The 12,737-nt window shown below is 53.9% G+C and carries 9 protein-coding genes; all 9 read right to left on the reverse strand.

From position 1 onward, the window contains the following. On the reverse strand, window positions 1-1,143 hold a 1,143-nt coding region (gene tnpC / locus BG52_RS11950), incomplete at its 3' end, for an IS66 family transposase (protein WP_036667326.1). 75 nt (window positions 1,144-1,218) lie between these two features. Further along, the gene (tnpB, locus tag BG52_RS11955; protein WP_036581432.1) at window positions 1,219-1,575 is read right to left on the reverse strand and encodes an IS66 family insertion sequence element accessory protein TnpB; all 357 of its coding nucleotides are present in this window, start codon (window positions 1,573-1,575) and stop codon (window positions 1,219-1,221) included. Beyond that, a complete protein-coding gene (tnpA, locus tag BG52_RS11960; protein WP_036581435.1) occupies window positions 1,569-1,892 on the reverse strand; it encodes an IS66 family insertion sequence element accessory protein TnpA in 324 nt (107 codons plus the stop codon). The genes tnpB and tnpA overlap by 7 nt, the downstream gene beginning before the upstream one ends. A gap of 45 nt (window positions 1,893-1,937) precedes the next feature. Then, on the reverse strand, window positions 1,938-2,246 hold the full coding sequence (locus BG52_RS11965) for a hypothetical protein (RefSeq protein ID WP_051602326.1): 309 nt from the start codon (window positions 2,244-2,246) through the stop codon (window positions 1,938-1,940). Window positions 2,247-2,326: 80 nt separating this feature from the next. Beyond that, window positions 2,327-7,990, reverse strand: a complete 5,664-nt coding sequence (locus tag BG52_RS11970; protein ID WP_223299003.1) for a helicase-related protein — start codon at window positions 7,988-7,990, stop codon at window positions 2,327-2,329. Between the two features lie 395 nt (window positions 7,991-8,385). After that, window positions 8,386-8,724, reverse strand: a complete 339-nt coding sequence (locus tag BG52_RS16555) for a TnpV protein (protein WP_051588095.1) — start codon at window positions 8,722-8,724, stop codon at window positions 8,386-8,388. Between the two features lie 863 nt (window positions 8,725-9,587). After that, window positions 9,588-9,854, reverse strand: coding sequence for a helix-turn-helix domain-containing protein (locus BG52_RS11975; protein WP_029193979.1), 267 nt, complete (start codon window positions 9,852-9,854; stop codon window positions 9,588-9,590). 15 nt (window positions 9,855-9,869) lie between these two features. Next, a complete protein-coding gene (locus tag BG52_RS11980; protein ID WP_051253162.1) occupies window positions 9,870-10,358 on the reverse strand; it encodes a hypothetical protein in 489 nt (162 codons plus the stop codon). Window positions 10,359-10,388: 30 nt separating this feature from the next. After that, a partial coding sequence (locus tag BG52_RS11985) for a DUF5704 domain-containing protein (RefSeq protein ID WP_036581448.1) occupies window positions 10,389-12,737 on the reverse strand: 2,349 nt, incomplete at its 5' end.

Raw genomic sequence — 12,737 nt, forward strand, 5'->3', positions numbered from 1 at the left:
TCGGATCTTCAGACGTTCCTCGGGCGAACTGTCTTTCATGTCCCGCTCAATGGCGAACAACCTATTGCAGAAGTCAAGCCCTTCCCGGGTTGTGACCGCAGCCTTCTGCTTGCCATCCGGCAGCGCCTTTAGCGCCTCATCGAATTTGCGCCTCGCGTGCGACCAGCATCCGACGAGCGTTACATCTTCCACCTTGTGGTAACCGGAATAACCATCGACGTGCAGGTAGCCGCGAAATCCGGATAGGAACTTGCGAGGATGCTCGCCGCCGCGCGTCTCCTTATATTCATACAAGACAATCGCCGGGCCCTCCCGCCCTGTACGATATAACCACAGATACGATTGCGACTCTGCCGAGCGCCCCGGTTCCCGCAGCACTTGAAGCGTCGTCTCGTCGGCATGCAGAATGTCCCTTGCACGTAGATGCACTTGCATCCGGTTATAGAGTAACTGAAGCCACCGGCTTGAGCCCTCGATCATCCAATTGGCCAGCGTCTGCCGGGACAATTCAACGCCAAGGCTGGAGAACATCTCCTCCAAACGGTAAAGCGGTAGCGCATATCCATATTTCTGAACCATCGTGTACGCGAGCATTGAAGGCGAAGCCAGGCTGCCCGGAAGTGCCGGATTTGGCATAGGAGCTGTAATGACCGGCGTTTCGGTATTTTCCCGCTCACACTTGCGGCAGCTATAAACGTAGCGAACCTTCCTCACCACACTAACTTCAGCCGGGGTGACTTTCAGTTCCGCGCGAACTTCGGTGCTCATTTCATGCAAGGCGCCGTCGCAGCAAGGGCAAACCTGATCGTTCTCTGGCAGCCGGTACTCGATCGTTTCTACAGGAAGATCGCGAAGCTGGGCTTCCCGTTTACCTTGTTGCTTCTTGCGTTTATAGGTAACGGTCTCCAAGGCCGGCTCATCGCGTGCAGGATCTGCTTCGGACTCGGCTTCGTTAAACAGCAAGAGCTGATCTGGATGCGAACGTTCGCTGGATGTGCCGAACCGTTTCTGCTGCGCAAGGCGGAACTGTTCCTCGTACCATTTGACTTTGGCGGAAAGTTCAGCGACTTGCACATGCAGTTTCACATTCTGCTCTTGCAATTGTTCAATTGTATCGGGTATCTCGATCACTGGGTTTTCCATACTTACTCATTCGCTAGGAAGCCGCGGACTTCCTGTACGAATGTAGTGTACAATATGTCAATTCAGTGAATATTTTCAAACCACAATGCGGGCCTTCACCTCTGGATGCGCCTGTCTTTGTTCCAGCGTTAGTCCGTCAAGCAGCCAGCGCAACTGACGCCGATTAATCTTCAGCGGTGTCGCATCCGTATCTTTGGGCCAGCGGAACGTGCCGCGCTCTAGGCGGCGATAATAGAGCCAGAATCCGTTATGCTCCCAATGGAGGATTTTCAGTTTATCCCGATGTCGGTTGCAAAAGACGAACAGCGCGGGAGCAAACGGATCCAGTTCGAATCCCTCTTTGACCAGAGCGGCGAGTCCGTCTATGGATTTTCGCATGTCCGTACTGCCGCATGCCAAATAAACGCGATCTACCTGAACCTCGCTCAGCATATGGCTTTCAGCGTCCTTACGACTTCGGCAAATAAAGATGGCTCGAAACCAGCCCTGACCTCAATGCTTGCCGAACCAATTTTGATAAGCAATGGAGAAACCCCGTCGGACGACTTTTCTTCTGGGAGAAAAGTAATCCATTGTTGTGAACCAGCTGTGGCAACCTGTATATCCGCATTTTTCAATTTCCGCTTCCAATACCAGAATTGGCGCTGTGTAACCTTATTGCGTTCACACCAGGCCGCAACACGTTCGCCGCTAGACTGATGATCCTTGATCCGGGCGATCCATACATCTCTTAACTCAGTCTTCGTCATAAAAAATCCTCCTCGCATCATTCTGAGGAAGATTATCTCATGGGACTAAAACGCTTGATAGGTGGGTAGGATTTGACGCTTACTCTTTTTGGGATACAGATAAGCTCTTCTTTCCCTCAACTCTGTAGCGCCTTTCTTTTTCATGAATGCGTCTAACTCGCTTTCATAGACTTGACTGGTCACCCCGTTCGAATCACGGATGTAATAATACGTGTCTCCAAATCCGTTCTTCCCTTTGGATATCAATTCCAATTCCGGCACGGTTTCTCCCTCCTCGGTCGGATCGGTTCCGTAACAAATAGGCGGTAGAATCGGGCAAAAGCATCCGCCGCCGCTTGGGATGGCATACAACATGTGCGTTCCTCCAGAAATGCGAAAAGGACCCCAAAAGCCGGAGTCCATTTCGTCATGTGATTTATACCTTTCCATTGCTGTTATCGCTCTCGATCCGCAACCCGCCGTTCGGGTGCTTCCGGTTCCTCATCCGACACGCTGTCCACGGCTTCGTTTTCCCGTTTGTCCATGTTCAGCAGCACATTTAACTCCGCGAGCCGCGCGGACTTCGTTTGCAGTTCCTGTTCTTGCTTGAACGGTGCCTCGATCTGTTCCTTCGCCGTTACCATCTGTTGCTTGAGTGTTGCGAGCTGGTCACGGCAATAGGCGAGCTTATTCGGCAAATCCGACAATGTATTGTTTATTCGCGTGATATTGCCGCCTGCATCCGGTCCTAACGTAATCGTATGGCCCAATGCGCCGCGCAGCGTCACCTTGTATTCCTTTGCAAAGCTATCAAACGATAGCCATAAGGAAAAGCCCATGTAACTGCCTGCTTCCTGCGGATCGGGAGAGGTCATGCCTTTGCAGGCTTCCAGCAGGGCAACGCCCGCAGTAGCACGTTCCGAGTACGTGTAATCTTTAATGGTCATACCGGGAAAACGGGAATCGTCGCTGCTATCCTTTTCCGACGCTTGGGCGCGCATGAACAAGGCCACGTCCTGCTCATACCCGACAATGCGTTCCTCCGTAGACTTGATTTGCTGCGGCAGCATTTTGAGCAGCCGATCCTCCAGCGAATAACGCTGACTTAAATGATTCGCCTTGAGCAGCTTGAGCTTCGATACCTGGATGTCGAGATCCATTTTTTCCTTGATGTACGGATTTCCAGTCGCAAGCGCTTTAACTTCGGCATAGGACAAAGCCGTCTCATCAATGTCCTCGGCAGACCGAACCGGCGACTTGCTGGTCATGATCTGCGAGATAAACCGCTGCTTGTTTTCCAGCGTTTGATAAAGGTAAGCGTCAAACGTGTTCTCTGTGACATAGCGGAAGATGTGAACCTCGCTGTTCTGGTTGCCTTGCCGAATAATCCGCCCGCTGCGCTGCTCCAGGTCGCGTGGTCGCCATGGACAATCGAGGTCGTGCAGCGCACTTAGTTTGGTTTGTACGTTCGTCCCTGCGCCCATCTTGAAGGTCGATCCAAGCAGCACCCGAACCTGCCCCGTTCGTACTTTCGCAAACAGTTCCTTTTTCTTTATCTCCGTATTGGCGTCGTGAATGAAGGCGATCTCCTCAACCGGAACGCCTTTCTCCGTCAGTTTTCGCCGCAGCTCGTCGTACACATTAAAGGTTCCGTCCTGCTTAGGAATTGAAAGGTCGCAAAAGACCAGCTGCGCGAGCCGCTGCTCCCGACTGTCGGCCCATTGCCGAAAGACGTTATCCGCGCAGGCGCTTACTTTACTGCCTTCGTCATCGGGTAGCATGGCGTTTGCAAGCCGCTGATCGAGGGCCAGCTTGCGTCCGTCGTTGGTGATCTTGAGCATGTTGTCTTCATGCGGCTCTACTCGCTTCGCTCGCACCTGTTCGGCGCGGCTGGCGAGATCCGCGACCATCTCACGCTGAAAAACGCTCGGCGGCACAGCGACGTTGTGGAAGTGGGCTTTGGGAACCGGAAGCTGGAGCATATCCGCCGTCTGAATGTCCGCCACTTCCTTAAAGACGTTCATTAGCTCCGGCAAATTATAAAAACGGGCAAACCGCGTTTTCGCGCGATAGCCCGTTCCTTCCGGTGCCAATTCGATGGCGGTAACTGTTTCGCCAAATGTCGAAGCCCACGAATCAAAGTGCTGCAAGCCTTGCCCGCGGAGCCGCTCGTATTGCAAGTAGCGCTGCATCGTGTACATCTCCGTGATGGAGTTGGAGATCGGCGTACCCGTGGCAAAAATAATGCCCCGTCCTTCGGTCAATTCATCCAAATAGCGGCACTTGGCAAACATGTCCGATGACTTTTGCGCTTCGGTTTGCGACAGCCCGGCGACGTTGCGCATTTTCGTATAAAGAAACAGATTTTTATACGAGTCTGCTTCGTCGACGAACAATCGATCGATGCCGAGTTCCTCAAAGGTGACCACATCATCCTTACGGCTCGCGTCGCTCAGCTTCTCCAGCTTGACCTGCAGCGTCTTCTTTGTCCGCTCAAGCTGCTTGATGGCGTACCGCTCGCCCTTGGCTTCCTTTAGCTCGCGGATGCCGCTGGTGATTTCGGATATTTGTTCGTAAAGCTGCTGCCGCTGGCGCTCCGCCGAGATCGGAATTTTTTCAAATTGCGAGTGGCCGATGATGATCGCGTCGTAATCGCCGGTGGCAATCCGTGCGCAGAACGTCTTCCGGTTCTTCGTTTCAAAATCCTTCTTAGTGGCGACCAATACATTCGCGGACGGATAGAGCATCAAAAATTCCGCCGCCCATTGCTCTGTCAGATGATTAGGAACAACCAGCATGCTTTTGTTGCACAGGCCCAAATGCTTGCTTTCCATTGCCGCGGCGGTCATTGCAAAGGTTTTGCCCGCGCCGACGCAATGGGCAAACAGGGAATTGCCGCCGTAGAGCGTGCGGGCAACCGCATTGACCTGATGCTGCCGCAACCCGATTTCCGGGTTCATCCCGGTGAAGCGAATATGACTTCCATCATATTCGCGCGGACGGATGGAATTGAACCGATCATTGTACAGTCGCGTGAGCCGCTCCCGGCGCTGCGGATCTTGCCATATCCAGTCTCGAAACGCTTCCTTCATGGCTTCCTGCTTTTGCTGTGCGATAGCCGTTTCCTGCTTGTTCAGCACCCGCTTTTCCACACCGTTCTCAACGGCCGTATCGAAAATTCTTACATCCCGCAAATTCAGCGTGTCTTCGAGAATTTTGTACGCATTGATGCGATTCGTACCGTAGGTGACATTTGCCTTAATATTGTTACTGCGATCATCGCTTTTGCCTTTGACGTTCCAGGCTGCTGTGTAACCGGAATACATCACGTTGATGGAGGTTTGGTACATATACGGCGTATCCACCAGTTCGAAAATGAATGCCCGAATGACTTCCGGCGGCAGCCAGGTTGCGCCCAGTCGTACATCAATCTCGGAAGCGTCCAAGTCCTTCGGCTGCACGGCTTCAAGCCCTCTAACATTTTCAGCGTACCGTTCGGCGTCATAGACCGCAAACTGTTTGGCAGCGCGCAGCTTTTCACGCACATTGCCCGATAAATACGCATCCGCTGTTTCGTATATTGGTTGTCCTTCTTCGTCCAGATTTTCAGGATTCGGGAAGATCACGCCGCGAAGCTCCTGCACAAGCCGTTCCTGCGCGAGTCCGGTCAACTCTGCCATATACGGCAGATCGACGCGAGCTTTCGTACCGATGGAAACCGCCAGCGCCTCCGAAGCCGTATCCACCTGTTTTATGTTGGCGCGTTGCCGAATGGTACGCTTCGTGAACATGTCCGCCTTGCGTAGCAATCGTCCTTCTTCGTCCACAATTTCTAGCGAACAGAGAAGAAAGTACGAGCTGTCATCCGAAAAGGCAAGGCTATTGGCGCGACTGTTAATCAGGCCGTATTGCGTTGTGAACCGTTCATATTGCGTATCCAGCTTGCGCTGTTGCTCCCTTATCGCTTCGTCGCTGTAATCCTCGGCTTGGTATTCGATCAGTTCGCGCACCGTGTCCCGAAGCTGAATCATGCCCTTGATACGGCCCGCCGCAGTTGCTGATGTTTCAACCGGTCGCATCCGGCTGTTTTCCCGAAAATAGATGCGTCCTTCGACCAGCGCAAAGCTGAAATTACGAATGGACGGGTCGGCAGGCAGGGAGACTTCCTCCTCCTCCGGCTGTTCCTCCCGTTCCAAGTCGACCCACTCCGCATGGATGTTCGCCAGCGCCTCACGCAGCAGCTCGTCCAAAGGAGCGTCCGGGTAGGGACGACAGGTCGTTTCCTGTTGATTGCCGTACATCCGATCATCGTAGGCCATCGTACCAAGAACCATTTCGGGGCGGGCCGCAAAGTAGCTATTCACCGGTACATCCTCTGCCGTAACGCTGAGCGAAAGCCATTCCTCGGTGTGCTCGCTGACGGCCACCATACGGTCCCGTTTTTGCAAAAACAAAATGTCGGCGGTCACTTCGGTTCCGGCATTCGCCAGGAACGCATTATTAGGCAGACGCACCGCGCCAAGCAGCGCGGCCCGTTCCGCGATGTATTTTCGGACGGTTGGGTTATGTTTGTCCATCGTTCCTTTGGAGGTAATAAAGGCGACAATTCCGCCTGGACGAACCTTATCCAGCGTCTTCGCAAAAAAGTAGTCGTGAATCAGAAACTTGTGCTTGTCGTATTTTTTGTCGGCCACGCCGTAGCTGCCGAACGGGACGTTACCGATCGCGAGGTCAAAAAAGCTGTCCGGCAAGCTGGTCTGCTCGTAGCCGCTGACAGCAATCGATACTTGCGGGTAAAGCTGCCGCGCGATGCGCCCGGTGATGCTGTCCAACTCCACGCCAAACAGCCGAGCGTCCTGAAATGACTCCGGCAATAGACCGAAAAAGTTGCCGATGCCGCAAGACGGCTCCAAAATATTACCGCTGCGAAAGCCCATCCTCTCCAGGCATTCGTACATCGCCTTGATGACGGTCGGAGATGTATAATGGGCATTCAGCGTGGAGGCGCGGGCGGATGCATACTCCTCCGGGTCCAGCAAATCTCGCAGCTCCGCATATTCGGTTTCCCATTGCGAATTCCCATCATCAAATGCTTGCGGAATCCCGCCCCAGCCCACATAACGGGCAAGCACGGCCTGCTCGTCCGCAGCCGCCTGACGGTTATCCTTCTCCAGTTGCCCCAGCAGCCGGATCGCTTCCACGTTCCATTTGTACTTGGTTTTTGCGCCGCCATGTCCCAGTTCGTTGTCCATGATCCGGTAGTTGCTAACCGGAGTCGATTCACGCCGGATCTCGATCTCGGGCGTGGCAGCGGAAGGAGCAACGGGAGATATCCTGTCCCCCTCATCATGTGCCGGTTGTGCCGGTTGTACCGCTTGCTCCGGTTCGTCCACCAGTTCCGTATCCCTTTCCGCGTGTTCCGAATCTGATTCCTGCTGGCCGGAAATCAGATGATCGTTCAGCGGGTCCTCGCGCAGCATGCGCTCGAAATCCCGACGATTCATTTCCTGCATGAATAACGGAAATTGAACGTCCTGCAGCACAACCTTTCGCGACTCCAGCTGCGCAATTTCGTACTCGTCCGCACCGATAAAGACTTTGCTGCCCTCCGTATACCCATAGCGCGCCCGAGCCCGGTTGGGCATTTGCTGTGATTCATCCGGCTGCAATTCCGATAGCGGCAGATTGTGTTCCGTCTTTTCCGCCGCGCGCTGCCTGCGCTGCTCCTCCTGCTGCTCGGCATAGGCAGGCAACCGTTCTTCTTCCTGGCGGTTCAGATAGCGGCCCGCTGCCAGCAGCTCGCCAATGCGCTTTTGCACCTTGATCCACGGCAGCACGACCCGAACATCCGGGTTCATAATGGAACCGCGTGTCATCGTAATTCCCTTACTATCGTGATTTTCATGAATATCGGTGCCGATCAGGGCAGGGAGGCGTCCGCCAGTGCCATATTCCCGTTTCAGAAAATCAGCGTTCTCCTGCGTCGATAACGACTGTTGAAAAAATAGCGCGATGCGAAGCTTTCCGCTCTCAAAACCACTTCCACCTTGCAGAACAGCGTCGATGGCCGCTTGAGGAAGTGAAAAAGCGGAGGCTTTTTCGTCCTCCGCTTGCTTCATCCATAATGTCTGCTGCTGAATAGAAGGCGCCGATGTATGAGCAGGATCAAACTCGTTAAGGATCATCATGCTGGCGAAATGCCCGGTAATCACCGACCAATCGTAAAAGCTCTGCGCCGTCCGATGCTCTGTCGATCCCGTCCAAAGATGCAATACGTTACGGTACGGCTCAAAACCGGCCTTTATGTCATCATCTAGTGTTAACTCCGTAATTCCCGGAGGGAACAGACTGCGTATATACAGCGTTCGTTCCCGATCTTCCTTATGCACGTCGAAAAAGGCTTCGATAGCCGCCTTGCTCTCGGAAAGCGGCGCGGCGCGAAGCATATCGTTGATGATCGCTTGGTCATGAAAAAACGGAAGACTTCTGTCCTCCGTTTCCCGGTCGTACCATTTTAGTGATAGATCAGTTCCGTGAGAATCAGTTCCTCGGCCTGTTGTTTCAGGCTGTTCATGTGACTCGTCCAGCCCATCGGGTCGGTCGCCTTGTCCGGGGCCGGATGCTGCCGGATCAGTTCCTGCATCGTCAGGTCGATCTGCTCCCGCGCTGTCCGATCGATGTCCGCCAGATGCCGGGTCAGTTGCTCCGACAGCATCAGGTGAGCGTAGGTTCCCTTCCGCTCCTCCTTGAGAAACGTCTTGCGCAACATCCCATATTTCCCGATGCTCATCGGTTCGGTCAGCGTCAGGTCGGGCAGCAGGTAATCCCCGCTCGGCGTGTAGGTCAGTTCCATGCTCCATCATCCTTTCGCGTGTTTTAGCTTCATTGTGCAGCAAGGATTCTGGCCTTGCAACGGTACGGCTCGCCTGACGCTCTTTTTTTCGCTGCTCGTCGCGGTGCATCGCCCGAACGGTGGATTCAATCTCGCGCAGCATCGTTTCAGCCACGTCGCTGATCGCCGCGCCCAAATGTGACAGTGCAGGGAGTGTATTGAAATAACCGACGCCGGAAAGATCGTCAACACTGATGTAATGGGAGGGTTCCAATCCGCAGCGTGTCAGCGCCATAAAGGCGACCGCGTATTGAGCGGCTTCTCTGAACAACAGTTCCACATGCGGCTCATCCAGTTCTTCCAGTAAGCTGTTGTCGCGCTCAGCTACCAGCATCCGCACGTAATCGGCGCTGTGATCCTCCACCGCGTTTCGGGCAGCGGTCAACAACACTTCAACCAGTTCCATCCCCGGCCCCGGTTCACTGCCAAACGCATTTTCCAGCGTTTCGATGACGGCCTCCGTATCCGGCTCCTCCATGCGCCATAGGGGAACGGGCTGTCGGCTTCGGCTCTGCGTGTCCGACACATCGAAGACATGACGCAGCCCCAACTGACTGCCCCGATCCTCGATCAGCGCGATGCCTTTTGCGCCGCGCCTTACCCATCGGTTCAACCGCTTGTTCCATATTTCAATTGAAGCACAGGCTGTAGCATCGGGACGCTGCGCGTAGATCAAAAGTTGATCCTGAAACGGATACTTATAGTTCCACGCTGCCGACCGTAAAAAATCGGCCCAGCGCTCGGGATGATCCGAAACCGCGTGGGCCGTACTCGCGGCAAGCTCGGCGATTCGCTGTAACTTTGCTGTCACCGGTCGCACCTCCTCATACGAAGGTAATTTGGTTCGTCAGACGAATGCCTTCCTCGGAATATCTTGGCGTGAGCCGAATAAGTCCATTTTGCTGAAGCCGATGCAGGTTGCGACGCACAGCAGAAGTGGAAAGACCCACCTCTGACGCAAGTCGCGTGGACGAAAGCAGTACCGCGCCGTTTCGCCCGCCTGCACGATCCAATAAATAGCTGTACAGCAGCTTCGCTGCAGGGGGAATAGATGCTCCGGTCAGCAACCGGTAACGGGCAAGATCATTCATAGAAGTGCATCCTTCCTATCGTTCCAGTTCAGACTTCTGCTTTAGTGGTGCCGATGAAGGGGAATGGAGGGGCGACGACAATTCATTCATGCGCTCCGGCCGAGTGAAGCAATATAAATAAAAGTTATAGTCGCCGGCACGCGGAAAGCATCGCAGATAGTAACGATGTTTTGCCGTCTGTAAACAAAAGCCATAGACATCGCTGTGCCGCGCGCTTGGTAGACGGGCCTCTGGATGTTTTATACAAAAATCGTGCATGCCACTGCGGTTTTGAAGCAGCCCCTGTTCCGTCAACGCTTGAATGACCGCTCCAAGCTCCTCCCGAAAATCAGGAGTTTTCAACGAAGAGATGTGTTCGAACCAAGTCGCCCAGAATGCCTCCCCATCTTTGCCAAAATCACCGCGCACATGCCCAATACAACCGCGCTCCGTATCCTTCTCGATGGAGGCGGAATAAAAATAAGCCTCATCCTCAGATGTGGCAATCTTCAGCTTCTCAATCATGCTCTTTTCCTCCCAAACGGTATGCTGTTTTTAATGGGTGCCGCCCGTACCAAAATCGTCGTAGCTGGACAAGTCGGCGTGATAAAACACAACGTCCCCGTCTAGCAAAGAGAACATCCCCCCGTAAGGATCGACAAAACTGCGCTGAAAACCTTCCATCTGCCACTGGTTGTCCAACGGCGCATTTTTATACTGCAAATGCGGGTGAGCGATGTCCTTATTGCGAATGGTTTCAATGTTAAAATTGACTACAATATAGCCGTCTCGCAGGAAGATCGGCGCATTGTCGTCCAACCGGTGGGTACGTCCGTACTCGGCCAGATTCATGCCTGCTGGCACTGCATAGGGAGCAGCGGGAAGGCTATACTCGCCAAACCAGCGTTGCACCGAGGCATTAGCTCGTGCAGTATCAATGCCGGACGGCACCTGCATACTGCCTATAAACGTCCGAAGCTGCGAAGGAAGTAACATTCCGTCGTAGCCGCCGACGTAAATCCGCTTTTGCGCCGCTTCCTTCAAATACTGCTGTACATACGATGTCTGACTGCCAGAAGAACCATTCACCCTCCAAAGTGAACTGGCAGTATTGGTTAGCTCCTGCTGCGACACATTGCGCAGACGGGTATCCAGCGTCACCAGCCGCTGCTCGGTGTCTCCCGTGGAGCCGATCCGAATAAACCGCTTGGTTCCCGAATGATAGTACAAGTCCACCTGTTGTCGGTTTTTGCCCTGCTTGTCAACGAAGTAAAAGGTAGGCGTGATTTTAATCCCGTCGCCCGCACTGAACATGTTGCCGAGCGTTTTGACCTCAAATTTGAAGTGATAGCCCGTTTTGACAGCGACGTTCTTCTTGCCACTCTCCGGGTGACTGCCCGGCCGGATCGGCAGCACGTAAGGGGCCGTATTGCCGCGCGCCGCACCGTCGATCCCTTTTGCGCCAATCCAAAAGCTATTTCCGGTCGGCGTCGCGCTGCCCGTCGCCGTTCTGAATACCGTTTCCCACTGGTAGTCGGCAATATCGGTAATACGGAAGTCGAACAGACGGCCTATTACCTCGACTGCCACAACCTGCGTCGCCACATGATGGGTTAAATCCAGATTGGCATTAGGTTGTGATGTGAATGAAGCCGGACTGTTTTCGGCAAACGTGCGGAACAGCACATCGTAGTTCCCCTCATCCACCCAAGCGGGCATGTAAAAAGTAGTCGTTAGCTGGCCGACAGGAACCGAAGTCCAGGTGTCCTTCGGAATCAAGGTTGCGTGATCGGCCTTGTATACATCGAACGGGAACCTCACCTGCTTGTCGCGCACATATTTGGCATAGTCTCGGTTGCCGTAGCCCTTGATGTCCTTGTGTGCGCCGCTGGTTGGAATGGTAATAGTGAACGGCCTATCCAAAATAAGCGCGGCTCGTCCGGCTGTCGGCGTAGTCTTCTGGTTATGCGCCTGATCGTCGGATACGGATGCCCGATTGACAACAGGCGTATGCACCGTCACCGGGTTGATGCCATTGATCGGATAGCTCTTGTTGTCACCGCCGCCAATGCCTTTAATTAGCGTATAATAGATCATGCCTGTACTGGGTTGACTGGCTTTATTCGTTTTTCCAGCGTCGATGACATATCCCGAGCCGTACAGCACATTCTGACCGATCACGGTAGGAGCCGGAATCGTTCCGGGTGCTGGAGCCGTTTCCTCGACTGTCCGATTATCCATCACCGTACTGCCGTTAAACACGAGCGAATCGTTTTTCACTTTGATTTTGCCGATGGCGTTTTCCGCATTGGACTTCCAATCCTCGTTCGGAATGGAAGGACGGCTGGAACCGCCGGACACGGTCTGACCGGAGAGCGTCACGTTCGAATAAACCGGGTCGGTCACATGTGCGCTAAGCGTTGCATCGTGTGCGGCGGATACCGCTGGAGGAGAATAGCCGCTCGGCTGGAGCGTTACCGTTCCAGAGGGCAACGCGTAATTGGCGACCGTCGCCTTTTGCAGACCGTACACTTCGAGATTTTGAATCGTCCAGAAGTTGTACTTGCGTTCAATTGTATAATCCTTCGTGACCGTCTGCGTCGCAGAACGCGGAACATAGATCGTAGTCGAATTGCCTTTGTCATCCAGTGGGCTAGGTTGTGGTTCCGTCCACGTAAGGGTATATGTTTTGCTTACCTGAATGGGGTATTGCTTCGTGCCCTTCGTTTCCATGAATATGTTGCGGTACAAGTACGATTTGGCTAATACATTCGCATACAGGCTCTCCGAAGTCGGAATGCCTTGCAGCACATCGAATTTTTCCGCGCCGCGCGTATCTGCTTTGATGACGGCGGAAGCGCCTGCGTCCATCGCTTCGGCTTGCTGGCTCGTGCCGGGTTGCGA

The sequence above is a fragment of the Paenibacillus darwinianus genome (assembly GCF_000598065.1).
In the GTDB taxonomy this organism is placed as follows: domain Bacteria; phylum Bacillota; class Bacilli; order Paenibacillales; family Paenibacillaceae; genus Paenibacillus_I; species Paenibacillus_I darwinianus.

Coding starts and splice junctions, on each gene's coding strand:
- BG52_RS11970 (WP_223299003.1), bottom strand. CDS start 7,990: ATGAAGCAAGCGGAGGACGAAAAAGCCTCCGCTTTTTCACTTCCTCAA.
- BG52_RS11965 (WP_051602326.1), bottom strand. CDS start 2,246: ATGTTGTATGCCATCCCAAGCGGCGGCGGATGCTTTTGCCCGATTCTA.
- BG52_RS16555 (WP_051588095.1), bottom strand. CDS start 8,724: ATGGAACTGACCTACACGCCGAGCGGGGATTACCTGCTGCCCGACCTG.
- BG52_RS11980 (WP_051253162.1), bottom strand. CDS start 10,358: ATGATTGAGAAGCTGAAGATTGCCACATCTGAGGATGAGGCTTATTTT.
- BG52_RS11975 (WP_029193979.1), bottom strand. CDS start 9,854: ATGAATGATCTTGCCCGTTACCGGTTGCTGACCGGAGCATCTATTCCC.
- tnpB (WP_036581432.1), bottom strand. CDS start 1,575: ATGCTGAGCGAGGTTCAGGTAGATCGCGTTTATTTGGCATGCGGCAGT.
- tnpA (WP_036581435.1), bottom strand. CDS start 1,892: ATGACGAAGACTGAGTTAAGAGATGTATGGATCGCCCGGATCAAGGAT.